The organism is Scytonema hankhaensis NUACC26, from assembly GCF_045865695.1.
GTDB lineage: Bacteria > Cyanobacteriota > Cyanobacteriia > Cyanobacteriales > Nostocaceae > Scytonema.
In genome coordinates this window covers 1-23,789 of record NZ_BAACAP010000162.1, presented here as the reverse complement: position 1 = coordinate 23,789, position 23,789 = coordinate 1, and the positions used below count along the sequence as shown (strand labels likewise).

The window sequence follows — 23,789 nt, the reverse complement described above, 5'->3', positions numbered from 1 at the left end:
CGTAGGTAGGGGCGAAAAAGCAGATACTCCCTTCCTGCCAGAAGATTACCTAGTAGGTAGGGCTATGCCCACCCTTCGTTATTGTGTGGCATAGCCCTACCTACTATAAAGATCGGTAATTTTAGAGCCCAAAGGGAGTAGAAGAAGGAGGTTAAAAAATATTAAGATAGAGAAAAATACTTTATGAATCTTAATAATGGCAGTTACTTCCCAACAAACACCACAAAGCACCTTTGAAAAACACTTTTGGACGTGGCAGGGTCATAAAATCCAGTATACCGTCATGGGAACGGGAAAACCCCTCGTACTCATTCATGGCTTTGGCGCATCTATTGGACATTGGCGAAAAAACATTCCAGTTTTAGCAGCCGCAGGTTACCGAGTCTTTGCCCTCGACTTGTTAGGGTTTGGCGGTTCTGATAAACCACTGTTAAAATACACTACAGAAGTTTGGGTAGAACTCCTCAAAGATTTTTGGACAGCACACATCCAAGAACCAGCCGTATTCATAGGCAATTCCATTGGCGCACTCATCGGTTTGATAACTGTGACCAAACATCCAGAAATAGCAGCAGGCGGCGTTTTAATTAACAGTGCGGGTGGTTTAAGTCATCGTCCCCACGAACTGAATCCACCGCTACGTATTGCAATGGCTGCTTTCAACAGATTTGTGAGTTCCCCAATTACAGGAGCGTTTGTTTTCAATCGCGTTCGTCAGAAAGCGCAAATTCGCCGCACGTTATATCAAGTTTACCGCAATCGAGAAGCTGTCACGGATGAACTGGTAGACTTACTTTACACGCCCTCCTGCGACCCCGGAGCACAACAAGTTTTTGCCGCGATCCTTGCAGCACCTCCCGGTCCCTCTCCAGCAGAATTATTACCCCATGTTGAGTGTCCCTTATTAGTTATTTGGGGTGCTGAAGATCCTTGGACGCCAATTACGGGAGCAAAACTTTACGAACAAGCACGGAACAATGGTAAAGATATCAAGATTGTTCCCATTCCCGGTGCGGGTCATTGTCCCCATGATGAAGTGCCTGATGTCGTCAATCAACAAATTATAGCTTGGCTTTCATCAATCAGTGACCAGTGACCAGTAACAACCTGACCACTCCTCTCGTTCCCAGGCTCCGCCTGAGAATGCCGATCCCGAGGCTCCGCCTCCTGAGTCAGGCATTACAATTGCGATTCGTTTCCTGTTAACTGGCTAAGGCATTTAAGTATGCGAAGAACGTTGTACAACTCGTTTCCTCGATTACGTACATCAAAAATATCTGATGTGGCATAGTATGGCGGATTCCCCTTAACCAGTTTAATAAACATAAAACTGCCACCAGAAGTAATCATGCCAAAAACTTCATTTTGTGCCAGTGGAGCAGTTTGAACCATAATTCAACCAGGAATAAAGTTAACTTTTGCCAAACCCACCTAGTACTACTGAGGATACCCTCTTAACATTAACTGGTCACTGGTCACTGGTCACTGGTCACTGGTCACTGTCAATGCAGTACTACTGTTCTATCATATTAACGGAGACAATGATAATATTAAGAACTGTTTCGCACCAGCCTGTTTCTCTCACCCCGTTCATATGTTAGACACCCAGCGATCGCTGTCCTTAAATGGGCAACTTCCTCACACAAACCCAAACAGCCAAAACACAATCCGCATTCGGGGTGCTAGACAGCATAACCTGAAAAATATCGATTTGGAACTGCCTCGCGATCGCTTGATTGTGTTTACTGGCGTTTCCGGTTCTGGCAAATCGTCCTTGGCATTTGACACCATTTTTGCAGAAGGACAGCGCCGCTACGTAGAATCCCTGAGCGCCTACGCACGGCAATTCTTGGGACAGGTGGATAAACCTGATGTGGAAGCAATTGAGGGATTAAGCCCAGCTATTTCCATCGACCAAAAGTCAACATCTCATAACCCCCGTTCTACTGTAGGGACGGTGACGGAAATTTACGACTATTTGCGACTTCTGTTTGGACGTGCGGGCGAACCTCACTGTCCCATATGCGATCGCTGTATCGCTCCCCAAACCATAGATGAGATGTGCGATCGCATCATGGAACTACCAGATCGCACTCGCTTTCAAATTCTTGCACCTGTTGTTCGAGGCAAAAAGGGAACGCACAAAAAGCTACTATCAAGTTTAGCATCCCAAGGTTTCGTCCGCGTTCGCGTAGATGGAGAAGTCCGAGAACTCTCTGATGCCATTGAGTTAGATAAAAATGTCATTCATACCATAGAAGTTGTTATTGACCGACTAGTTAAAAAACCTGGCTTGCAAGAGCGATTGTTTGATTCGCTGTCTACCTGTTTGCGTCAATCTGAAGGAATTGCAGTTATTCTCATTAGTCCTTCGTCATCTGTCAGTGATGATGAAAGTCAACAAAGGACAAATGACCAAGAATTAGTATTTTCAGAAAACTTTGCTTGTCCGGAACACGGGGCGGTGATGGAAGAACTATCCCCTCGCTTGTTTTCGTTTAACTCTCCTTATGGTGCGTGTCCTAATTGTCACGGGATTGGCAGTTTGAGAAGATTTTCATCTGAGTTAGTTGTTCCCGATCCTGAAGCGCCAGTGTATTCTGCTATTGCTCCTTGGTCGGAAAAAGAAAATACTTATTATTTAGAGTTGTTATATAAGGTAGGGCAAGAACACGGTTTTGAGTTGCAAACATCTTGGAATGCCTTAACTGAGGAACAAAGAGAGATAGTTCTCCACGGGGAGGAAAAAGATACCCAGAAGCAAAAGAAACAATGGGAGGGATTTAAAGGAGTTTTGCCAATTTTACAGAGGCAATATGAGGGAGGTTCGGAGTTAATTAAGCAAAAGTTAGAACAGTATTTAGTCAATCGACCGTGTTCTGTGTGTGAAGGAAAACGTTTGAAACCAGAGGCGTTAGCGGTACGGTTGGGACAGTACCGAATTATAGATTTAACAAGCGTTTCTATTCGGGAGTCTCGGAAAAAGATTGACCAGTTACAATTGACTCAGCGTCAGGCGCAAATTGCCGATCTAGTTTTGAGAGAAATTAAAGCGAGATTGCAATTTTTGCTGGATGTAGGTTTAGATTACCTCACTCTTGACCGTCCGGCAATGACGCTATCAGGTGGCGAAGCACAGCGAATTCGTTTGGCAACTCAAATTGGTTCTGGGTTGACTGGGGTTTTATACGTTTTAGATGAACCTAGTATTGGTTTGCATCAACGAGATAATGGACGATTGTTGCGAACTTTGATTAGGTTAAGAGATTTGGGTAATACCCTAATTGTAGTAGAGCACGATGAAGAAACCATTCGTGCGGCTGACCATGTTGTTGATATTGGTCCTGCTGCTGGAGTGAATGGAGGTAGAATCGTTGCTCAAGGCGATTTAGAGGCATTGTTAAACTCGGAAGAATCTCTGACAGGGGCTTATTTATCAGGACGCAGAGCGATCGCAACTCCCGCAACCCGTAGGGAAGGAAACGGGCGAAGTTTAGTTATTAAAAATGCCCATCGCAACAATTTAAGAAACATTAATGTAGAAATACCATTAGGAAAACTTGTTTCTGTAACTGGTGTTTCTGGTTCTGGAAAATCTACCCTGATTAACGAACTACTCTACCCAGCCCTGCAACATCAACTGACGCGCAAAGTGCCTTTCCCTAAAGAGATAGATGGTATTCAGGGGTTAGATACCATTGACAAAGCCATAGTTATCGACCAATCCCCAATTGGAAGAACGCCCCGTTCTAATCCTGCAACATACACGGGGGTTTTTGATGTTATTCGAGACGTTTTTTCAGAAACAATTGAAGCAAAAACCAGAGGATATAAACCAGGACAATTTTCCTTCAACGTTAAAGGAGGGCGTTGCGAAGCTTGTAGCGGACAAGGTGTAAACGTTATTGAAATGAACTTTTTACCCGATGTTTACGTACAATGTGAAGTTTGCAAAGGTGCAAGGTATAATCGCGAAACACTACAAGTGAAGTATAAAGAGAAATCGATTTCTGATGTTCTGAATATGACAGTAGAGGAAGCTTTAGAATTTTTCCAAAATATTCCTAAAGCCATGAATAAATTACAAACTTTAGTAGATGTTGGATTGGGATATATCCAATTAGGACAACCAGCAACAACCTTATCTGGAGGTGAAGCTCAGAGGGTAAAATTAGCAACAGAACTATCACGTCGCGCTACAGGTAAAACACTTTATTTGATAGATGAACCAACTACAGGTTTATCTTTTTATGATGTTCATAAGTTGTTAGATGTCCTGCAACGTTTAGTAGATAAAGGTAATTCAATTTTGGTAATTGAACACAATTTAGATGTGATAAGATGTGCGGATTGGCTGATAGATTTAGGACCCGAAGGCGGGGACAAAGGAGGAGAAGTGATTGCAGTGGGAACACCTGAAGAAGTGGCGGAAAATCCGAGCTCGTATACTGGGCAGTATTTGAAGCAAGTATTAACAGTGACCAATCATCAGTGACCAGTGACCAGTGACCAATGTCCAGTGACCAGACCCGTAGGGTGGGCAATGCCCACCATAGAAACGTTTAGTTGGCAATGGCAACTTCAATAATACTAAATTCAAGTAATCTAATGTACATAGCCCTTGATAGGGAGTTGAATAATAAACTCAGTTCCTTTGCCAATGGTGGAGAAGCACTCTAGTAGTCCACCATGTTTTTCAATAATTTGATAGCTGATTGCCATACCCAAACCTGTTCCTTTACCCACGGGTTTAGTAGTGAAAAAGGGATCGAAGATACGGTTTTTTACCTGTTGGGTCATTCCCAAACCATTGTCTATAATTGCAATAGAGATCCACTGTGAATCTTTGATTTCCGTACGAATGGTAATCTGACTGGGATTTTCTTTAATAGCTTCAGATGTGCGACTAACATTAACTTCATCAAGTGCATCCATCGCATTGACTAAAATATTCATGAAAACTTGATTTAATTGCCCTGGATAGCATTCTATTTGTGGTAAGGAACTATACTCTCTCTTTACTTGAATTGCTGGACAATTTGGTTTGTCTTTTAAACGGTGTTGCAAAATCAACAATGTACTTTCAATTCCCTCGTGGATGTCTACTGATTTGAACTCTGCTTCATCCATACGGGAAAAATTACGTAGCGATCGCACAATGCTCCTAATCCTATCTGTTCCCATTTTCATAGAAGCCAAAATTTTCTGCAAATCCTTAACAAGAAACTCTAAATCGATTTCCTCTGCTAGCGCTTGAATTTCTGAGTCACTACTAGGATGGCGTTGCTGGTAAATTTGCAGTATCCGCAACAAATCTTGAGTGTATTCGTGGAGATGGCTAACATTGCCGTGAATAAAATTGACTGGGTTGTTGATTTCATGGGCGATACCTGCAACAAGTTGACCCAAACTAGACATTTTTTCACTTTGAATCACTTGGGCTTGAGTACGCTGCAACTCATTCAAAGCGGTTTTGAGTTCAGCAGTTCGTTCCTCCACTCTATCTTCTAGTTCTGTATTAGTTTTTTCTAAAGCTACAAACAATGAACGCAATCGATCTGCCATGTAATTAAAGGATTTGGCAAGAGTATTCAATTCTTGGATAGAGCTGATTTCTACTGTTTGATGTAAGTTACCCGATGCCATTTCCTGACTAGCTTTATTAAGTCGTAAGATAGGATTCGTAATCCAATAAGAGGTAATAATATTTATGAGTGTTGCTACTACTAATGCTGCCAGACAAAGCAAAATAGTCATGTGAGTATTAGCTTTGACTTGTGCCATGAAAACCCGTTCTGGGACGCTAACCACCACTAGCCAATCTAACCCATATTGGTCGTGCCAGGGAATAACACGCACGTAATGGTGTTCCTCGTCTAAATTCAATACCAGTGTTTTGGATTGAGTAACGGACTCGAACCCGTTGAAGGTTTGCTGAATCTGTTTAGCGACTTTTTTCACCATTGGATCTGGGCTGTCTGTCACCTTCAACCGCAAAATTTGGTTTTGAACTACATTAAAGGGTTGCTGAGAGCTAGAATTTGCAATCAGCGTCCCATTGCGCTCAACAATAAAAACTTGTCCAGATCGGCTGATATCCAATTGCCGTAAAAACTGACTCAGTTTCAACAGGTGGATATCTATACCCACTACACCCAACAATCGTTTTTGCCTATCGTATATCGGCTGACTTGCTGAAGCAACAATATATGGATAATTAGGATAATTGATGGTAAAAATTCTTGACCAACCGGGCTTCCTGGTTGTTACGGGTTGGGTATACCAAGTTTCATTGAAGTTGTTCCAATCAAAAGCACCTACGACGTGAGTACGATTACCTTCAGCATCGGTGGCATAACTAATGACATTATTCGGTAAATTAGCATTTGGCCAATCATCAATGACTAGAGTTTTGCCGTCATATGTTCCGGCTCCTCCTCCTGCACCCGTCGTCAGTCCAAAACCGATGTAGCTCAAGTCATAGACTTGGACTTGTTTCCAGAAATACTTGCTAACGGTTTGGCGATCGCGTACATCCAATAATCCCATCTTAATTGCACAGGCATTCATCTCATTGACTTGATGGGGAATTGACAGATAAGAATTCAAATGTCGATCTACTATATTAACAGTTCGCTCCATCAACTGCTCTGCTAGGTCATTTACCACTTTCTGTCCATTCTTAAAAGAAAGATAACCCACTAAGCTCACTGCTCCAAAGATTTGTAAGACAAACGGAACAATGAGAACAAACTGTAATGGGAACGCTTTAACTGTGAGGGATTGACGCTTCTTCATTAAGTAGGTTAGAAATAGATATGCAGAACTTTTACGTACAAGCCTAGTATTCCCATAAAACATTTATAAAAATATTGATTTCCTCAAGTTTTTATCTACCTTGATAGATTTGGCATGGCATACTACAAGAATCCATATTCATCATCTTATGTCTACAATTACAATTACTGTCAAACTCTTTGCTGCTTACCAAGAAGCATACGGTGTACCAGAATTGTTGCTAGAATTCCCAGAGAGTACACCCGTTGCTGCAGTTCGCGATCGCCTAATTGCCGAACATCCCAAACTTTCTCAATTACGCGATATCACCCGGTTTGGGGTTAACCTCCAATTTGTAGAACCAGAGACTATCTTGAACAATGGTGATGAAGTGGTTTTAATTCCTCCCGTAAGTGGCGGGTGAATCAGTAAACAGTGACCAGTGACCAGTGACCAGTGACCAGTGACCAATGACCAGTGACCAGTGACCAGTGACCAGTGACCAGTGACGAATAACAATAATGAATTTTGGCAGAAAAATAACTTTAGGCTTGAGCCGTGGGCTAATAACTATGATTCGCCTATAGACGTAGAGGAACTGGCGTTATCTGAAAGCGAGGTAGATCCAACTGTAGAAACAGCAGACTGGACAAAGTTTTCCAGAGTGCATTCGCGAAGCGGCTGCTTTACAGCATCGCAACCTACGTTACCCGAACGACTTATATTTATAGATGGTCGGCGTCGTATTGATGCGACTCTTATAGGTGGTAGTGGGAATACCATTGCCTATGGTGCTTTTGGAACTATTGCAGTCGGTGCTGTCCTTGTAGATAGAACAACCAGTACAGCTACCTGTTCCCAATTTCATATCCGCCGTATAATTGGATTTGGGGGAAACCAACAAGCACCAGAAACCATAATTCCCTGTCCGTTGGGAAGTAAAGCACAGTTAATCTACGAACCAGTCGATCCCTATGTGGAAAACAATCCCAACGTTCCCAAAAATCTGGTTCAGAATACCATGCTCAAGACAGAAGCACTTCTCGCAGCTCAACAGTTTTCTCTCAACCCAGATACCTTAATCATTCGTGACGGGCGATTACCTTATAACTCCTTGAATTTCACTGTGGGCTATGTCAAAACAATGCATAAAAATTATCTGAGTGAAAAATATGCAGCCCTGTTGTGGGAATTAAAACCAGGAGAACGTACTCCCATTTTTTTAATTAAGGAACAAAACCGACCCCACTGGAGTTGGTATCTAAAATCCGGTCAAGCTCAAACCTCTTCAGATCGTTTTGGCTACCACAACTTACACGGTGTCGTTAGACTGGAATTGTCTAGCGAGATTCCTCTGACAACCGCCCAAACAATTGCCGACCAAACCGCCTATCTCATACCTGAATATGCTTCCCATCCTTATAAAGACCCCCGCGCCCCACAAAACCTCACTCCTGTTGGCGCACTCGAACGAGAATTAGGGCGACGTATGGGTGATGCTATTCTTATCAAAAGGCGCGTACAAAACTTTTTAGCTTCTGTAGGGGTATTGCCATGACAACTCCTGTCGGTTATATCCTCGGTACTCAAGAAGCAACCCCCTTAGAGTTTTGGGTTGCGGTGTCACCCGGTCAATAGCAGCTAGAACAGCAATACTAAGGCTATCATCTTAATAGATTAAGTGAGAGTCCAAACTTTATGGAAAACAGCACTTTAGTAACATCACAAACCACTAATTTAAAGGTCAATATTGTACTGGAAACTAGAGAAGATGGTAGCACACTCGCATCTATTTTGGAACTTCCACAGTATCGTGTCGAAGCCGCGAATCGCGACGCCCCTACTAACCACTAACCACTAACCAATATGCGCTTAATCCATACCTCTGATTGGCATTTAGGAAAACGACTCAAAGGTGATGACCGCACGCCGGAAATTGCGGCTGCACTTAATGAATTGCTCAAGCGCAAGCAATAGCGCGACAAGTAGACGCTGTTTTAGTAGCAGGTGATATTTATTATGGGTGATGCTATTCCGATCGAAAGGCGCGTACAAAACTTTTTAGCGTCTGTAGGGGTATTGCCATGACAACTCCTGTCGGTTATATCCTTGGTACTCAAGAAGCAACTCCCTTGGAATTTTGGGTTGCGGTGTCACCCGGTCAAGTTTTGCGCCTTGATGATGTGGTGGAAGTACAAACTCATCGTCCTGATGGTAGTGGGATTGTGAAATTTTATGGTGTGGTTGATTATGTCCGCACCTTACATGAAGGAACTCAGTTTGATACAGATACTTTCTTGGCAAAAAGTGGTAGTTTGCCTGTGAATGTTTCTTATGCTGCTCATATTCAGGTGACGCGCATTGAACCAGAAGAATATTTACCGCCACAACCGGGCGATACAGTTAATCTTGCTGTTGATGAAGAATTAAAACGAGCTTTGCATTTTGATGCCATGGAAAAACGCATCCCTGCAGGAACTATGCGTAACAACAATCCAGCTTATTTTAATTATGAATTTATTGATGGGACTAAAGGCGCACATATTAATATTTCTGGTGTATCTGGGGTAGCGACAAAAACATCTTATGCTTTATTTTTACTCCACGGAATTTTTCACTCTGCTGCTTTAGGTTACCATCGTGCTAATACTAAAGCCTTGATTTTTAACGTCAAAGGTGAGGATTTGTTTTTTATAGATAAGCAGAATGCTAAGTTGAAAGAACACGATTTAGCACAATATAATATCTTGGGAATACCTGCAGAACCATTTAAAGATGTGCGTTTTTGTGCTGCACCAAGGAAAGGCAGTCATGATGTAGACCCGCATTTAGAACAACGGGCTGATAATATTTCAGTGTATTTGTGGAGTTTGAGGGAATTGTGTCGCGATCGCCTCTTCAGCTTCCTCTTTGCTGGAGAAGATTTAGAAAGGGGAAATTTAGGTTTTTTAGTTTCCATTGTAGAGGAAAAATTAGCCCGTATCGCTGAGGATAATGATAAAACAGATAAAAAAAATAACCGGAAGTCAGGAGTGCATCTGGATGTAGAACTTTATGGCTCGCCGGAGAAGAAAAAAGTTACAACTTTTAGAGAATTAATTGAATTTTTAGAAGATAAGTTAGTTGAAAATGAAGATAACAGTTGGTTGGGGCGAAATACTAACGCCACTGCTGAAGCTTTGATACGTCGCTTGTGGGGAATACGCGATGAAATAGGGCATTTGATTCGCGGAGATTTGCCTCCCGAACAAATAACTAAATATCAACTCGACCCTCTATCTCCTTCGCATCAAATAACAATTGTAGATATTAATAAGATAGGGGGGAAAGCGCAAAAGTTTGTTGTGGGAATACTCTTACAAAGACTGTTTGCTGAAAAGGAAAAGCGGGGACAATACCCGGTTGTTTTTATAGTTCTTGATGAATTGAATAAATATGCTCCTCGTGAAGGGCGGAGTCCGATTAAAAATTTGCTGGTGGAAATTGCAGAACGGGGTCGTTCTTTGGGAATAATCCTGATAGGCGCACAACAAACAGCTTCAGAGGTTGAGCGTCGTGTTGTAGGACAAGCTGCAATTCGCGTCGTTGGTAGACTCGATTCAGCAGAAGCCGAAAGTGCAGAATATAACTTTCTCTCAGGAGGATGTCGCAAGCGATCGCTCCTCCTAAAATCAGGTACTATGTTTGTTCACCAGCCTGAAGTCCCATCGCCGATTCTGATTAATTTTCCCTTTCCTCCTTATGCAACTCGCGACGGTGAAGTTGCGATCGATGATGAGGATGATGATATTGAATTTTAGTAGGTTGGGTTGAGGAACGAAACCCAACATTTCATCGAATTATTGAGTGTAGATTACTATCGAGGTATCAATATAAATCTTGGTAGAATCTGGTAAATTTAACGGTCCCATGAATCTCTTTCAACCTGGAGATCGTAGTTAATTTCTTCAGCTGTTCTAAAAGGATGGTTGCTCCGAACCTGTTCAATCCATTCCAGAATGTTCTGACGACTCAGTTTGGGCTTCTCTGGAAGAATAATAATGACTTCAACAGTTTGTCCTACTGAATCAGAAACAGTTTCTGATGGCAAATTGATTTCTATTTTATTACCGGGTAAAACTTTGGTTTCAATACGTAAAGCCGATTGCATTGAGTCTTTTCCTTATTTGGTTATTTTTCGAGGATTTAGTACATTCTTCTCCAAGAGTAAGCGATACGGCAGTATAGCCGTTAAGCTTCGCTTATCGCGCTTACTTTTTCTTGGTTTGCGGTTCTTGCCTATAAATAAAAACCACATACTAACTATCCTAGTACGTGGCTTTCCAGCAATATATTTAAATTCCAAAAAAGAATACTACTTCAAAAGGTCTTGTAAAGTGACAATTATCGTTTGTTTTAAGAATTCCCCTGAAATAAATTATCCTAGAGACATGAACGTAGCACTCAACAGGCGGTCAATCGGCTAGTGGTTGGCTGCAATGACTCTGCAGGAACAAATAGCGTATTGTGGTCAGCAAAAGCCGTCCAATTTTGGTCAGATAAGGGTTCAGAGGCAACAATAACTTGGCTTGGGTAGTTCGTATCATTGCAAGACCAATAAAGAGTAGGGGCTTCCATGCGGTATGCATAGCGAATTGCCGCAAGCGATTCACCATCACTGACAATGACATTGGCACTAAAGCTGGTGTCGTGTTCTTTAGCCAGGTCTGTCAATTTTTGCAGTGTGGCACGTAAGGCAGACAACAGGGTGCTGTCTGGAGACGACTGCCACATTTCCACCAGCAGGGCGAAGATATGTTCTGAGTCAGTCATACCCTTAATTAGGCGATATGTGGAATCAGAAAGACTGTCACGTATCGGTCTATAGAGCGTCTGTTGAAAGTTTGCGATCTCGCCATTATGCACAAACAACAGCTTGCCACTGCGGAAGGGCTGACAGTTGCTAATGTCGAGCGGTTCCCCCATTCCAGCTAGTCGGACATAGCCCACAGCACAAGAAGATTGTACGTAGTGGCTCAACTCTTTCAGGTTTGAATCGTTCCACATCGGGATAGTGTTCCGGTAAACAAATGGTTGACCTGTTTCATCGTACCAACCTACACCTACCCCGTCTGCACAAACGACTCCTGAGTTTAATTCGCGAGGGTTGTAACTTTGGTTGTAGAGCGAATGCTCTTGCTTATAGAGTAACTCATCTAATCGGATGGTATTACCAAGGTAGCCAACTAATCTACACATCAGAAAAACAGCTCAATATAGCTAGATGTACTTCGTTAACTTAAGGTTTGTACATAAAATTTTAGCATACGAAATTTTATGTGCTATCTGACACAGGGGGGATTTGCTGCTAAACTACTGGAGCGATGCTGCAAAGCAGCCGCTTCGCGATCGCTTGACTGGCAAATGAACAGACTGTAGGTAAAATAAAAAGTTGAGAACATAGTCAATTAACATAGTGAGGTGCTAATGACTTACCCGGAACTGCGCCAAAAAATCGAACAACAATTAGCCCAATTGCCACCCGATCAACTCTCTTTAGTCAGTGACTTCCTAGATTCCCTTAGTGGTAAAAGTGCTATGAGTCAACGCCCTCTTCGTCGGCTGACTCCAATTAAACGAGGAACTAAAGCGGGGGGTCTGCTAAAATTTGCTGGAACCTGGCAAGGTAATGATTTAGAAGACTGTCTTCGCTTAGTTAAAGAAACCCGTTCTCAAGCCCAGTTTTGATTTCTGTCTTTATGTATCTCTTAGATACCAATCATTGCAGTTACATTATTGATAACATCCCTAACGTCATTGCTGCTGTACAATCTCGTTCTGCTAATGACATAGGTATTAGCATCATCACTTATGGTGAACTGCTCTACATGACTGAAAAATCAGAACGTCAAGCCGAAAACCGTGCCGCAGTTCAAGCATTTTTGATGGAGGTAGACTTGTATTTTATTGATGAAGAAACAGCTATTTTTTACAGTCAACTCAAAGCAGCAGTTTTTAAAAAGTTTGGTCCTAAAGATAAAAGCAAACGTCGAAGTATAAATGTAGGGAATTTGGGATTTGATGACCATGACCTTTGGATTGCAGCAACAGCAATTCAACACAATCTCATACTGGTTTCGGTTCTTTCGTACATAGCGTGCTAAATTTTCATAAAAATTTAGAATTATGCTTTATTTGCAAGACTTCCAGACACTTCTAGTTTCAATTTTAGAAAAGAATGCTGTTATGAAGGTAATAATGGCTGTAATACGATCCAGACAAGGATTTTAAGCTAATTTTCCTATAAAAATAGCACGCTAAGTACGCAAGAGCCGCTGTCCCTTACTACTAAACGTACCCTGCATCATATTGTGCCAGTGGCTCCTGTCTCATTAATACCGAACATATGATGAATAACATTCGGATGCTTCTGACGCGCTTTCAGGCTTGCCACTTCTTGATCTTCATCGATGAAATAATCACCGCTATCTGGCTCAATAGCAATATACCAACCATAGTATCGCTCGATGAGTTCTGGCAGTAATCTGTCAAAAATAGCTCGGCAACGACGACTAAATGCTTCTCCTTCAGTTCTACGCCTAGCAAGTTCTTCCGGTGGTATAACAATTTCTGGAAATATTCTACCCCGACGACGTGCTGATTTTTGTGGTATTGCTTCAGTCATGTTACGATCCCCACTTGTTACTGAAATTATCATAACCCAAATCTGAGTGGTACTTAAAGAAAAGCAAAGTAGCTACTAAGTGTTATTACGAGTAACATTGAAAAAGTTGTGAACTTGGCTCAAGAAATAAAGCCTAGCATTAACATCCAAAATCAAACAAGCGCGATCGTTATCCTGCTGGGACTATGTAAGCCATAATCAAGAAAGAATTAGGAATCAAGAACTGAAAGGCAAACCATGCATATTTTATCCCTTCACTATCCCGATGACTTACTCATTACCTCCGGTAAATCACCTCAAGCATTAGAAGCAGAACTCACATTTTTGCTCGCAGTCAAATTATTTGAGCTACGCCGACTATCGCTTGGTAAAGCTGCCACCTTTTGCAGTATGAACAAACCTCAGTTCATGTACGAACTAGGGCGTTTGCATATCCCGGTTATCAACCTAGATGATGACCAAATCGCCGAGGAATTGCGTGATGATTAACTCTGTCATTGTTGCCGATAATATGGTATCTATTACTAAATAGATAATTGTTCAACAAAACTTTGATGTTCCAGTGTAGATAATCCCTGCTGCAAAACGGCTAAGACTTTAGCTAAGTCTCCTGATAATAAGGCAGATTTTGCTAACCATAACCCTGGAAAAACTTGAGAGCAAACTATATCGTCTGGATTTGGTTCCAGTTGCACATATTCGCCTTGTTGTAACCGAAACCAATCAAATTGGCGGTCATAAACTCGCCAGACTAAATATTCTTGGACTTGATTGCGACGGTATACTTTCAATTTTTCAGACAAATCATAGGAAGCAGTAGAAGCAGCAATTTCTACAATTAATTCTGGCGCACCTTCGACATAATCATCTTCAGTAATCCGCGACTGTCCACCTTGTTCTATTCTCAATAACGCATCTGGTTGTGGTTCGTTATCAGCATCGAGACGTACAGTTGTGTTATCCAGTGTTTCTACTCCTGGGGTAGCGGCTTCGTAAGCGACTAACCAACCCATAATGTTTGCATGGGGTTTGCCGTGTTTTTTCGCTCGTACAGGGGAAGCCACGTAAACAACTCCTTCAATCAATTCTGCTTTCTTTAGATTAGGCACAGCATGATATCGCCGCTCAAATTCATGACGAGTCAGCTTGTCGCCATTTTCTAAAGGTGGAATTGTCAAAAGATTATAATTTGCACCAGCAGATTTCATAACTTTCGAGTGGTACTGCTAAATAGAGCAGGCGATCGGGTTCATTAACTTCCAGCATAATTTATCAAGCTTTACTTGTAAGTAGATCGTCACAATTAAAGTTAACTAGTTAGGAGCGTCATTTGTCATTGGTCATTAGTCATTTGTAAGGGTTTTAGCCGTGTTTACAAACCTTTACATAGTTGGATTTTTTTCCGCCCACCTACTTAGCGCTGACGCTATTAAGTAACAAGCAAAAGATTTTTGGCAGTAAACATACTTACTATAGATTTTTATTTTCTAGCCCTGACTTGCTTATTATTACCTTGCCAATATGCTGTAATGCTTACTCTATATGGTTTTGATTCTCATGTTAATTATTGGCAACAGAGGATATAGCTCTTACAATAGTTATGTGGCCTATTCGTTATCTCTATGGCTGACTTTCCTACCCATGCTGAGGTTCGACTGGGTGAGCAAGGGCAATTGGTGATTCCTGCGGCTCTGCGAAAATCCCTTGGCTTTGAACTAGGTGATACGTTGATTGCTCGGCTTGAAGATGGACGGCTTGTACTGGAAAAACAGGAGAATGTTCAACGCCGACTCAAGGCACGTTTTTCCCATGTGATAAAAAACACTAGCCTTGCGGATGAATTGATTGCACAACGAAGGGAAGAAGCGAATGGGGAAATGGGTGAATGACGGTTGTATTGGATGCCTCGGCATTGCTTGCCTATTTGCAAGATGAGCCAGGAAGTGAGGCAGTTGAAGAGGTTTTGGCTGAATCGGTGATGTCGAGTGTAAATTGGGCAGAAGTCGTGCAAAAATCTGTGGCTGCTGGTGTTGTAGTCAATGGGATGCGGGAAGACTTGGAGGCGTTGGGCTTGACAATCGCTCCCTTTTCTTTGCAGGAGGCTGAGATGGCGGGGCGGCTCTGGTTGCAAACAAAGGTAGGCTGGGCTGTCTTTGGGCGATCGCGCTTGTTTGAGTGTGGCAATGCAGTTGAATGTTCCAGTTCTGACGTGCGATCGCCTGTGGCAAACGCTAGGGTTGAAGTTGGATGTGCGAGTAATTCGTTGATAAGGATTTAAAGAGGTAGGGGAGAAAGCATGATGCATTAAAAAGCTCCGTCAAGACATTTTATAGATTTATATCAATTTTGCTTTGCGTACTGTACTTTATGTATTTATGGTTACAACAAATTGCCAAATATCCGGGGTTGAGCAGGAGATTTCAATGGGTGATGATGTTTTAGATTATCAACTGCGCGACTCTAGTCAGCGAAGCACAACAACATCCGCCAAATAGTACTCAACGACGGACGGCGTTGAATAGGTTAATTAAAAAAATTCAGGAATCAGGGAAATTAAATAGTTTTGTGAAATGGCAGAATCGTCCTGATTTTGAAGATATTTATCACGAAGCACAGGCAAAAACCTTTACGGAAATTTGCAACAAGATTCATAAATATTATCCAGAGCATAAAGTAATGGCTTGGGTAAATCAAATATTAGAATGGCGATTTCACGATGTTTTAAGACAAATCAGAAATCGACCGCGAACGTTCTCTCTAGATGAATTAAATAGTATTAATAATGATGCAGATAGCCATGCTAGTAAAGAATCTTCTAGAGTTCATAAGGAAATTCATGAAAAAGATCTATCTAAAACTCATCAAAAAACTGAAGATGAATTGTTAAGAGAATTTCTCAAAGATGACCCAGAAGGCATTTTGCAAAATACTTGTGTTGGCTCAGATAAAAATGCCAATTTACAAAAAGTGTTGTTGATGAGATTTCATGAAGAGAAATGGTTAGAGATTTCTCAAAAATTAGGTCATTCCATACCAAGACTTGCTAGACCATTTTCGCACAGTCTTGTCATGTTGAAAATAGTTACCGTATTTTATCCGGAGACAAATAAGAGTTTTTTTATGAAAATGGGAAAAGTAAAAAGAATCAGCAAAGCGCGAAACTGTTCTAGACAAGTAATTTTGACGATCGCTTCTAGCATGTGGAGCCGAAAATTGATGTTTCTATTTCCCAAAAAACTCATCCTGGTAATTTTCTGCGTGATATTTGTGTCCTTCCAGGTCACTCCGGAGGCATTGGCTGAACCACCTTCAATTGATGGTTGCCAGGTATTTCCTGCTAACAATCCTTGGAATCGTGACATCTCAAAGGACTCTATTGATATAAAACTCAAGCAAATATATCGCCAGCATTGGTAAAGACAAATTTCTTCATCCTGACTTTGGCTCTGAACCCGATGAACCTAAGACACTGTATGGCATCCCTTACACAGTTGTGAACACAACCCAACCGAAAGTACCTATTCAGTTTGTAACTGACTATGGAGTTGAAGAAAGTAACCCTGGTCCGTACCCCATTCCGCCAATCCAGGTTGGTGAGGATAGCCAACTCATAATTTTGGAGAAGGATAATTGTAGGTTATATGAGCTATTGAACGCGCAATACATTGAAGAGATAGGCTGGAGTGCTGAAGCAGGCGTCATCTTTGACCTGAAATCGAACGCCCTACGCCCAGACTGTTGGACTTCGGCTGATGGAGCAGGTTTGGCAATACTACCAGGACTAGTGCGTTATGATGAAGTTGCATCAGGTAAAATTCAACACGCTTTGCGATTTAGCGTGAAGCAAACGCAGCGAGCATTTATTCATCCTGCTACGCATTATGCCAGCGACTTTAAAAATCCCAATTTGCCGCCAATGGGTCTGCGTTGGCGATTGAAGGCTAATTTTGATACATCTAAATACACGGGTCACGCACGAGTCATATTAAATGCGCTTAAGAAATATGGTTTGATTGTTGCCGAGAATGGGACTAGTTGGAACATTATGGGCACCCCTGACCGAAGATGGAATGATAATGAATTGAATCAATTAAAGCGAGTTCCTGGTAGTGCATTTGAAGTGGTTGCCAGCGGAGCGATACGTGAGAAATGTTAGATTAAACCGAACTTATCCGGATTTTTTAATCGAAGAAGGAAACAGGCAACAGTTTCTTGTTCCTGTTACCCGTTACCTTTTAAACCTATTATTCTCCACGTGATTTTCCCGTATTTATTACGGAAAACATCAGCTTTGCCTCAACAATACTTCCCGGATTTTCTCAGGGGATTAATAAAAAATTATTAGCGAAGATGGTAGTTATCTAAATTACTAAATTACTAAATTATTTACAATAAAACCCCGTATGGATATCCCAACCAAAATTATTCCAGTAGAGCTTTCAGATGGTACACTTGTGAAATTAGAAGCAAGATCTATTGGCGAGCAAAGAGTTGCTTTTCAGGCTAGACCGTTTCAGGAAGTCACCAATGCGATCAAGTCTATAGCTAGCGAACTGGCTATAACTCTCAAACAAATTAATCAAACAGTACAACCTGATAAAGTCAGTGTGAAATTGGGTTTGGAAGTGGCGGCTGAGTCGGGTCAATTGACAGCTTTAATTGTTAAAGGTGCAGGTAAAGCCAATCTCGAAATCACAATGGAATGGAGTAAACAGTAATATTAATATGCTAAGTTGGTCACACATAGTCAAGCAAGATATCTACAAGTTGCTTCAAGAATGTACTGTACGCTTGAGTACCGACAGTGGGATTGGTACAGGCTTCTTCATTGCTCCCGGTGGCTGGATTTTAACTTGTTACCATGTTGTCGATCAAAGCGATCGTGTCGAGGTTCTTTGGTTAAACGGGGAAGAAAAGCAAGAACTGACAGCAACAGTCAGATTGAGTCTGCCAATACCAGTTGATATTGCTCTTTTGCAGCTTCAAGGCAAAGCACCTGTTCATAAATGCGTCTTTCTCGATCGTACTCTTCCACAGATAGGAGATACGTTGTACACCTTTGGTTTTCCACAAGGCTATGGTTCAGAAAATTACTCTGGTGGTGATTCTGCAACGACCAATTACGAAGGAAAGAGCTTTCAAGATGGTGTACTCATTCTCAAGCTAAAAGAAGGTCAGATTCAAGAAGGGTACAGTGGTTCACCCCTACTCAATATGCAAACGGGTAAAGTTTGTGGCATTGTCAGTATTTCTAGAGATACAGGCTCCGATTTGGGCGGTCGCGCAACACCAATTCCCCTTTTATTTCAGCCTAAAGTAATTACCACATCTCCAGATGAGCAACAACTTATTTTGTCTCAATTACAGGCAAATGAGAAGTTTCATCAAAAGATTGACCAAAAATGGACTCACATCGTTAGCCCTCCTTTTTGGTCTCGAAAATCTGTTGTTGTATCCTTCCTGTCCATCATCTCGCTTTTAGCCATTGGCTTACCCACTTGGCGATGGCTCAATCCTTGGGAAATGCCTATAGGTTCTTATAATGTTGCCATAACGGATTTTACAAAAATTAATCAAAAGGGACAGTTGGAAAGGTCTAAGCAAAGCGAGATTTTAAGTCAATGGGTAGGAAACATATTAGAAAAAGAAAAAAATCAAGCTGAGAGTTTTGACACAGCAAATTGGAACATCTCAAGCCCGAATAAATATTATATTCCCGCCAATTCTATCGCAGAATTTCATAAAAATGTTCCATTATTTGCTAAAAATACCAATGCTGACCTGCTCATCTATGGTTACTTAAATGAAACCGAGCGGTTAAGCGATAAAAGATTAGTCATGGGTTTTTATATTTCTCCATTTGATAGACCTTCTCTGCATTCTGGTTTGACTCATGCATTCGATTTATTCAATATGAAAGGTCTGCATAAGATTGGTAAGCCCCTAATAATTAATTGGAATAATAAGGGTGATATTGAAGATATTTTGTCTTCCAAAATCAAGCCACTATTTTGGTTAATTGCTGGCTTAAACTACAGCACAAACAAGCAAAATCAAACACGAGCTTTAACAATTTTTAAACAGACAGAAAAAAACCTTGACCGAGGCTGGTCAAATGGGGAAGGTAAAGAAGTTTTCTATTTCTGTATGGGGCAAGTGGCTTTATTTTATGCAAACTCGCCCAAATCATCTAATATCAACCTGGATGTAGCCAAGCAATATGCTCAACAAGCGGAGAATGCATTTGAAAAAGCACTTAAAAGTAATAATGAATATATCAGACCACGCATTGGTCTGGGAAGCGTTCATCTTACCCGTGCAGAATGGTACTACAATGAAATCGATGAAATAGATAACAATTTTAAGAATGGCGATGTAAAAAAAATCTCTCAACTTCACAAGAAAAGAGATGCAGAGTTAAATGCTGCAATAGCCTCCTATGAAGAAGCAGTTAAACAATTGCCCCAGTCCCAACCTGATACTTGGTCAGAATATGCAGCACCTCTTGGGTTAGGTTACGCATGGTATTTGAAAGGAAACATTGACTTCGATCTGAATCAGTCCAAAAAAGCAGAAGAATGGCAAAAGCAAGCTGTTGAGATAACTCAGAAACTTATCAAACCATTGACGATGGCTGAAGAATATCGGTTACTGGCGCAAGCGTATTCTAACTTAGGTTTAGCTTATTTGCTAAGGGCAAATATACACCTAGAGCGGGAAGATAAGAAAACATTTTTAATCTTGAGCCAACAAGCTAGTGAAGCTTTTATACTCTGTAAAAAACAAGGAATAAAATCTCCAAATGACTACATTCTTAATGAAAATATAGTTAAAAAATGCGAAGAAAATATTCAGGCGATCGCAAAATATCAAAGGAGATATGGAAGATGAGAAAACAACCTATTATTTATCGCTTCGGTTTCGTGGCATTGGGTTTTGCAACATTTGTTGTAAGTCCAAGTCTTTTAACTGGCTTTAGGTTCAATCCTGCAACAGCAACTATCGATGCAAATAAGGGCGGAAATCTAATAGCACGTAGAAATAGACTACGATTAACAGCAGCAAAACCTGGTGGTGAAATAAATAACGTCAACGGAGAGATTCTAATTCCAGAAAAATTTGCTGTTAACCCTGATGCTTCCGATCCCAATCCACTCATTGCCCGTTTCACTCAAGAAATCATGTTCCAGGTAAAAGCCTGGGACCCTAAAAAAGGTAATAGAGATGGTGATGGTATTGAAAAAATGGAAATTTCTTTTACCAAAGATAATCAGCAGGAACCAATCTACAATCACACTGAAAAATTTTCTCCCTACTGTTTTTTTGAAGGTGCTTCCCCTTGTGGCAGTCTCAAAAAATTCTGGCCTAATGGTCAACTTATCGAAAATGGTCAATATAGTGCTAACATACAAATTTATCTTAAAAATAGTTCTCAACCAGCCCAATGGTTTTTCCGTTTTGAAATCCAGCGTCCTAACTAAAATGACAAATTTCTAATTGTTTGAGTTTGTCGGGGTTGCTGATAAAGTAATCTTTTAGCCACAAGCAGCCCCGTGTTAACAGTTCATCTAAGCTTTCGATTCGCCAGAGTTTTACTGTACCATCAGTTCCTGCTGTCGCAATTAGTTTGCCGTCCGGGCTAAAACTAACACTATTGAGCTTTTGGTTTCCCTCAAATTCCGCAACCTGCTGTCCTGACAAGTTCCACACTCTGGCTGTACCATCAGTTCCTGCTGTAGCAATTAGCTTACCATCGGGGCTAAAACTAACACTTTTAACTCTACCACTTTGCTTACGCAACGAAACAACTTGCTGTCCAGACAGGTTCCACAGTCGGGTTGTACCATCAGCGCCAGCTGTTGCTAGCAACTTACCGTCTGGGCTAAAACTAACATTATAGGTTTTGCCTTGATCTAGTTCATACTTCCTTAACAACTTTCCTGACAAATCCCACAGTTGTGCTGTGCTATCTTCTTCTGCTGTCGCAATCAGTTTGCTATCTGGGCTAAAACTAACGCTATAAACCCAACCTTTATACGGCTGAATTTCAGTCACTTGCTGTCTTTGAAGGTTCCATAACCGGGCTGTTCTATCGTCTCCACCTGTAGCAATCAGTTTGCCATCCGAACTAAAACTAATGCTGGAAACCCATCCTTGATGAGCCTTAAATTCTTTTACTTGCTGCCCAGAAAGTTTCCACAGCCTAAGAAAACCATCAGTTCCTCCTGTAGCAACTAGCTGTCCATCCGGGCTAAAACTAACACTCCAAACTTTGCCTCGATGTGCCTGAAATTCAGTTAACAGTTGCCCAGATAAATCCCACAACTTTACTTTTTCGTCATCGCCGGCTGTCGCAATCAGTTTACCATTGGGACTGAAAGTAACATTGTTGACTTGGCGTTGATGTCCCTGAAATTTTTTAAACTCTTTTCCAGACAAATCCCAAAGCCGGAGTGTACGGTCGTCTCCTGCTGTGGCAATCAACTTACCATCTGGGCTAAAGCTAGCGCTACTAACTTGGTACTGAGACCCTTTGACCATAATAACTTGCTTTCCAGATAAATCCTGCACCATAAGTGGTTGCCCTTGTGCTATGGAGGCTACCAATTTGCCATCAGGGCTGAAGCTAATGCTATTGACCGCGTTTCGGGGTCCTTTAAATTTAGCAACCAGTTGTCCAACAAAATTCCACAACATTATATTGCCGTCATATCCCCCTGCCGCAATCAACTGGTTTTTAGGATTAAAACTAGCACTACGAATTGAACTGTGGTTTTCTTTGAGTTCAACAACCTTTTGAGTGGATAGGTTTCGCAGTCTGACTCTGCCATGTTCCTCAGTTGCGGTAATTAGCTTGCCATCAGAGCTAAAACTAACACTATAGGGATCTCCTTCAAATCTCAGAACCTGCTTTCCAGATGAATCCCATAACCTAATTGTCTTGTCGTCTCCCGTTGAGGCGAGCATTTTACCATTAGGACTAAAACTGACGCTATTGACTGGAAACTGATGTCCCTTCAATTGGGCAACCTGCTGTCCTGAAAAATTCCACAACCGAACTGTACCATCGCCAGATGCCGTAGCAATCTGCGTTTCTTGCTCCTTTGGGGACGCATTAGGGCTAACAAGGACGGGTCTAAAACTAACTCCATTGACATTTGTTTGATGCCCTTTGAGTGTAGTAACAAGTTGCCCAGACATATTCCAAAGCTTAGTTGTGCCGTTATATCCACCAGTAGCAATTAATTTGCCATCAGGACTAAAGCTAACGCTATTGACCTTGTGCCCCACCCGTAGGCTATTTCGTTCGTGAATTCGATTGAGAATGCTCTGGAGAGCAAACACAGGAGATACTGCTGGATATTTTTCTAGGGATTGTTCGCCCTTGACAAGTTTTTGTAACTCCTGCCCTGTTTGCAAAGCAGAAACTAATGCCTCGATTTCATCGCCATTTTCAAATTGTAGCCAGTTACTAATTCCTCTTTGCTCTAGTTTTGTGCCTAAGAGGGCTTTTTGTTGTTTCTGCAAAGCTTCACCTGCCAAAAGCCATGCGATCGCTGCCCCTACTAAAGATACACTCAGGATAACCGACCCAACGCGAATCATCTTTTGAGCTTTAGAAGCTGCCGACTGCAAAATCTGATTAGCTTCCTCTTGTTCCTTTAAAGCCGTTTGGTAAGATTGCTTTTCCAGTTCAAGGCTTGCAGCTAAAAATTGATAATCCTTATCACTCAAGCTTTTTCCAACTGCCCAAGCTTTTGCATCTTGCAATTGTTGCCCGCGTAACAGATGTGAGGTGCCGTGACCGGAAGTTTCCCAAGCAGTAAACATTTCTGCATAGGGACGTAAATTTCCAAGCTGTTGCTCTACCCAAGTTGAGTTAAAAACACACCTGTAAATCTCATTATAAATACTTAAGTTCTGCAATCGCTTGACGACCAAACCCGATAGTTGCAATTGCATTTGTTCTGGACTCCCATCAACAGCAATTTCTCCTGATAGCAATTGTTGATACAGTCCTAGCAAACGACAAGCAAAGTTTTGATTTGCCAGTATGCGATCGCGTATCGTCTGCAAATGCTGCTGCTTATCATGCGCTAACCAATTTTTTATCATATGCTGCCACACAATTAAAGCTACTGACTCCGCTTCAGCAGTGACGTCAATGAATTTCCTATTAGTACAAATCAACTGACACAACCATTGTGTAAGAAACGGTTGCCCTCCCGTCCATTTCAATACCTCTTTCATTACAGCTTGAGGGTTATTTGCAACTCCAGCTAACCCGGATTCTAAAGGTTGAGCTTCATGGAGTTGAAATCCTGTAAGTTCAATTGCACGAGTTTCA

General features: G+C 41.5%; 23 protein-coding genes. 16 read left to right on the top strand and 7 right to left on the bottom strand.

What is annotated here, in order from left to right; translation table 11 throughout:
• Positions 1-196 precede the first annotated feature (196 nt).
• Positions 197-1,096: an alpha/beta fold hydrolase gene (locus tag ACKTT2_RS13050; protein WP_407887423.1), complete on the top strand. Its 900-nt coding sequence runs from the start codon at positions 197-199 to the stop codon at positions 1,094-1,096.
• 83 nt (positions 1,097-1,179) lie between these two features.
• On the opposite strand, the gene ACKTT2_RS13045 is transcribed toward ACKTT2_RS13050, so the two are convergent.
• Positions 1,180-1,392 (bottom strand): hypothetical protein, encoded by a 213-nt coding sequence (locus ACKTT2_RS13045; protein WP_407887420.1) that lies wholly within the window; start codon positions 1,390-1,392, stop codon positions 1,180-1,182.
• 202 nt (positions 1,393-1,594) lie between these two features.
• On the opposite strand from ACKTT2_RS13045, the gene uvrA reads away from it, so the two are divergent.
• The gene (uvrA, locus tag ACKTT2_RS13040; protein ID WP_407887418.1) at positions 1,595-4,495 is read left to right on the top strand and encodes an excinuclease ABC subunit UvrA; all 2,901 of its coding nucleotides are present in this window, start codon (positions 1,595-1,597) and stop codon (positions 4,493-4,495) included.
• Between the two features lie 110 nt (positions 4,496-4,605).
• Here uvrA and ACKTT2_RS13035 read toward each other — a convergent pair whose 3' ends face one another.
• The gene (locus ACKTT2_RS13035; RefSeq protein WP_407887416.1) at positions 4,606-6,798 is read right to left on the bottom strand and encodes an ATP-binding protein; all 2,193 of its coding nucleotides are present in this window, start codon (positions 6,796-6,798) and stop codon (positions 4,606-4,608) included.
• A 148-nt stretch (positions 6,799-6,946) separates the two neighbouring features.
• Between ACKTT2_RS13035 and ACKTT2_RS13030 the strand changes: the two genes are divergently transcribed.
• From ACKTT2_RS13030 to ACKTT2_RS13015, 4 genes are all read left to right on the top strand, one after another.
• A complete protein-coding gene (locus ACKTT2_RS13030) occupies positions 6,947-7,201 on the top strand; it encodes a MoaD/ThiS family protein (protein WP_407887414.1) in 255 nt (84 codons plus the stop codon).
• Positions 7,202-7,282: 81 nt separating this feature from the next.
• Entirely contained in the window at positions 7,283-8,335 is a 1,053-nt protein-coding gene (locus tag ACKTT2_RS13025) for a hypothetical protein (protein ID WP_407887412.1), read from the top strand.
• Between the two features lie 140 nt (positions 8,336-8,475).
• A complete protein-coding gene (locus ACKTT2_RS13020) occupies positions 8,476-8,631 on the top strand; it encodes a hypothetical protein (RefSeq protein WP_407887410.1) in 156 nt (51 codons plus the stop codon).
• 230 nt (positions 8,632-8,861) lie between these two features.
• On the top strand, positions 8,862-10,577 hold the full coding sequence (locus ACKTT2_RS13015) for an ATP-binding protein (RefSeq protein ID WP_407887408.1): 1,716 nt from the start codon (positions 8,862-8,864) through the stop codon (positions 10,575-10,577).
• A 98-nt stretch (positions 10,578-10,675) separates the two neighbouring features.
• On the opposite strand, the gene ACKTT2_RS13010 is transcribed toward ACKTT2_RS13015, so the two are convergent.
• Both ACKTT2_RS13010 and egtC read right to left on the bottom strand, forming a co-directional pair.
• The gene (locus ACKTT2_RS13010) at positions 10,676-10,927 is read right to left on the bottom strand and encodes a hypothetical protein (protein WP_407887406.1); all 252 of its coding nucleotides are present in this window, start codon (positions 10,925-10,927) and stop codon (positions 10,676-10,678) included.
• 293 nt (positions 10,928-11,220) lie between these two features.
• Entirely contained in the window at positions 11,221-12,015 is a 795-nt protein-coding gene (gene egtC, locus ACKTT2_RS13005; RefSeq protein WP_407887404.1) for an ergothioneine biosynthesis protein EgtC, read from the bottom strand.
• 228 nt (positions 12,016-12,243) lie between these two features.
• Here egtC and ACKTT2_RS13000 point away from each other — a divergent pair, with 228 nt between their 5' ends.
• Both ACKTT2_RS13000 and ACKTT2_RS12995 read left to right on the top strand, forming a co-directional pair.
• Positions 12,244-12,504, top strand: a complete 261-nt coding sequence (locus tag ACKTT2_RS13000; protein WP_407887402.1) for a hypothetical protein — start codon at positions 12,244-12,246, stop codon at positions 12,502-12,504.
• Positions 12,505-12,515: 11 nt separating this feature from the next.
• The gene (locus ACKTT2_RS12995; protein ID WP_407887400.1) at positions 12,516-12,920 is read left to right on the top strand and encodes a type II toxin-antitoxin system VapC family toxin; all 405 of its coding nucleotides are present in this window, start codon (positions 12,516-12,518) and stop codon (positions 12,918-12,920) included.
• 200 nt (positions 12,921-13,120) lie between these two features.
• Here ACKTT2_RS12995 and ACKTT2_RS12990 read toward each other — a convergent pair whose 3' ends face one another.
• Complete coding sequence (locus ACKTT2_RS12990; protein WP_407887398.1) at positions 13,121-13,441, bottom strand: hypothetical protein; 321 nt, start codon at positions 13,439-13,441, stop codon at positions 13,121-13,123.
• 237 nt (positions 13,442-13,678) lie between these two features.
• On the opposite strand from ACKTT2_RS12990, the gene ACKTT2_RS12985 reads away from it, so the two are divergent.
• On the top strand, positions 13,679-13,930 hold the full coding sequence (locus tag ACKTT2_RS12985; RefSeq protein ID WP_407887396.1) for a UPF0175 family protein: 252 nt from the start codon (positions 13,679-13,681) through the stop codon (positions 13,928-13,930).
• Positions 13,931-13,965: 35 nt separating this feature from the next.
• Here ACKTT2_RS12985 and ACKTT2_RS12980 read toward each other — a convergent pair whose 3' ends face one another.
• Positions 13,966-14,649 carry a Uma2 family endonuclease gene (locus ACKTT2_RS12980; RefSeq protein ID WP_407887394.1) on the bottom strand — a complete coding sequence of 228 codons (684 nt, stop codon included), beginning with the start codon at positions 14,647-14,649 and terminating at the stop codon, positions 13,966-13,968.
• A gap of 414 nt (positions 14,650-15,063) precedes the next feature.
• Between ACKTT2_RS12980 and ACKTT2_RS12975 the strand changes: the two genes are divergently transcribed.
• The 7 genes from ACKTT2_RS12975 to ACKTT2_RS12945 all read left to right on the top strand — a co-directional run bounded on the left by ACKTT2_RS12975 (position 15,064) and on the right by ACKTT2_RS12945 (position 20,922).
• The gene (locus tag ACKTT2_RS12975) at positions 15,064-15,330 is read left to right on the top strand and encodes an AbrB/MazE/SpoVT family DNA-binding domain-containing protein (protein ID WP_407887392.1); all 267 of its coding nucleotides are present in this window, start codon (positions 15,064-15,066) and stop codon (positions 15,328-15,330) included.
• Positions 15,327-15,719: a type II toxin-antitoxin system VapC family toxin gene (locus ACKTT2_RS12970; protein WP_407887390.1), complete on the top strand. Its 393-nt coding sequence runs from the start codon at positions 15,327-15,329 to the stop codon at positions 15,717-15,719. Before ACKTT2_RS12975 ends, ACKTT2_RS12970 begins: the two co-directional genes overlap by 4 nt.
• Before the next feature lie 236 nt (positions 15,720-15,955).
• Positions 15,956-16,858: a sigma-70 RNA polymerase sigma factor region 4 domain-containing protein gene (locus tag ACKTT2_RS12965; RefSeq protein WP_407887388.1), complete on the top strand. Its 903-nt coding sequence runs from the start codon at positions 15,956-15,958 to the stop codon at positions 16,856-16,858.
• 76 nt (positions 16,859-16,934) lie between these two features.
• Entirely contained in the window at positions 16,935-17,597 is a 663-nt protein-coding gene (locus ACKTT2_RS12960; RefSeq protein ID WP_407887386.1) for a hypothetical protein, read from the top strand.
• A gap of 247 nt (positions 17,598-17,844) precedes the next feature.
• Entirely contained in the window at positions 17,845-18,159 is a 315-nt protein-coding gene (locus ACKTT2_RS12955; RefSeq protein ID WP_407887384.1) for a CU044_2847 family protein, read from the top strand.
• A gap of 7 nt (positions 18,160-18,166) precedes the next feature.
• Positions 18,167-20,332, top strand: a complete 2,166-nt coding sequence (locus ACKTT2_RS12950; RefSeq protein WP_407887382.1) for a trypsin-like peptidase domain-containing protein — start codon at positions 18,167-18,169, stop codon at positions 20,330-20,332.
• Positions 20,329-20,922, top strand: a complete 594-nt coding sequence (locus ACKTT2_RS12945; RefSeq protein WP_407887380.1) for a hypothetical protein — start codon at positions 20,329-20,331, stop codon at positions 20,920-20,922. The genes ACKTT2_RS12950 and ACKTT2_RS12945 overlap by 4 nt, the downstream gene beginning before the upstream one ends.
• On the opposite strand, the gene ACKTT2_RS12940 is transcribed toward ACKTT2_RS12945, so the two are convergent.
• The coding region (locus tag ACKTT2_RS12940; RefSeq protein WP_407887377.1) for a WD40 repeat domain-containing protein at positions 20,915-23,789 on the bottom strand (2,875 nt) is incomplete at its 5' end. The two genes, ACKTT2_RS12945 and ACKTT2_RS12940, sit on opposite strands and share 8 nt — an antisense overlap.

What these genes read in the sequence shown, in the direction of transcription:
- ACKTT2_RS12955 (WP_407887384.1), top strand. Translation starts at nt 17,845, where the DNA reads ATGGATATCCCAACCAAAATTATTCCAGTAGAGCTTTCAGATGGTACA.
- ACKTT2_RS13035 (WP_407887416.1), bottom strand. Translation starts at nt 6,798, where the DNA reads ATGAAGAAGCGTCAATCCCTCACAGTTAAAGCGTTCCCATTACAGTTT.
- uvrA (WP_407887418.1), top strand. Translation starts at nt 1,595, where the DNA reads ATGTTAGACACCCAGCGATCGCTGTCCTTAAATGGGCAACTTCCTCAC.
- ACKTT2_RS12990 (WP_407887398.1), bottom strand. Translation starts at nt 13,441, where the DNA reads ATGACTGAAGCAATACCACAAAAATCAGCACGTCGTCGGGGTAGAATA.
- ACKTT2_RS13045 (WP_407887420.1), bottom strand. Translation starts at nt 1,392, where the DNA reads ATGGTTCAAACTGCTCCACTGGCACAAAATGAAGTTTTTGGCATGATT.
- ACKTT2_RS13000 (WP_407887402.1), top strand. Translation starts at nt 12,244, where the DNA reads ATGACTTACCCGGAACTGCGCCAAAAAATCGAACAACAATTAGCCCAA.
- ACKTT2_RS13020 (WP_407887410.1), top strand. Translation starts at nt 8,476, where the DNA reads ATGGAAAACAGCACTTTAGTAACATCACAAACCACTAATTTAAAGGTC.
- ACKTT2_RS12950 (WP_407887382.1), top strand. Translation starts at nt 18,167, where the DNA reads ATGCTAAGTTGGTCACACATAGTCAAGCAAGATATCTACAAGTTGCTT.
- ACKTT2_RS12985 (WP_407887396.1), top strand. Translation starts at nt 13,679, where the DNA reads ATGCATATTTTATCCCTTCACTATCCCGATGACTTACTCATTACCTCC.
- ACKTT2_RS13050 (WP_407887423.1), top strand. Translation starts at nt 197, where the DNA reads ATGGCAGTTACTTCCCAACAAACACCACAAAGCACCTTTGAAAAACAC.
- ACKTT2_RS13015 (WP_407887408.1), top strand. Translation starts at nt 8,862, where the DNA reads ATGACAACTCCTGTCGGTTATATCCTTGGTACTCAAGAAGCAACTCCC.
- ACKTT2_RS12995 (WP_407887400.1), top strand. Translation starts at nt 12,516, where the DNA reads ATGTATCTCTTAGATACCAATCATTGCAGTTACATTATTGATAACATC.
- ACKTT2_RS12970 (WP_407887390.1), top strand. Translation starts at nt 15,327, where the DNA reads ATGACGGTTGTATTGGATGCCTCGGCATTGCTTGCCTATTTGCAAGAT.
- ACKTT2_RS13010 (WP_407887406.1), bottom strand. Translation starts at nt 10,927, where the DNA reads ATGCAATCGGCTTTACGTATTGAAACCAAAGTTTTACCCGGTAATAAA.
- ACKTT2_RS12975 (WP_407887392.1), top strand. Translation starts at nt 15,064, where the DNA reads ATGGCTGACTTTCCTACCCATGCTGAGGTTCGACTGGGTGAGCAAGGG.
- ACKTT2_RS13030 (WP_407887414.1), top strand. Translation starts at nt 6,947, where the DNA reads ATGTCTACAATTACAATTACTGTCAAACTCTTTGCTGCTTACCAAGAA.
- ACKTT2_RS12945 (WP_407887380.1), top strand. Translation starts at nt 20,329, where the DNA reads ATGAGAAAACAACCTATTATTTATCGCTTCGGTTTCGTGGCATTGGGT.
- ACKTT2_RS12980 (WP_407887394.1), bottom strand. Translation starts at nt 14,649, where the DNA reads ATGAAATCTGCTGGTGCAAATTATAATCTTTTGACAATTCCACCTTTA.
- egtC (WP_407887404.1), bottom strand. Translation starts at nt 12,015, where the DNA reads ATGTGTAGATTAGTTGGCTACCTTGGTAATACCATCCGATTAGATGAG.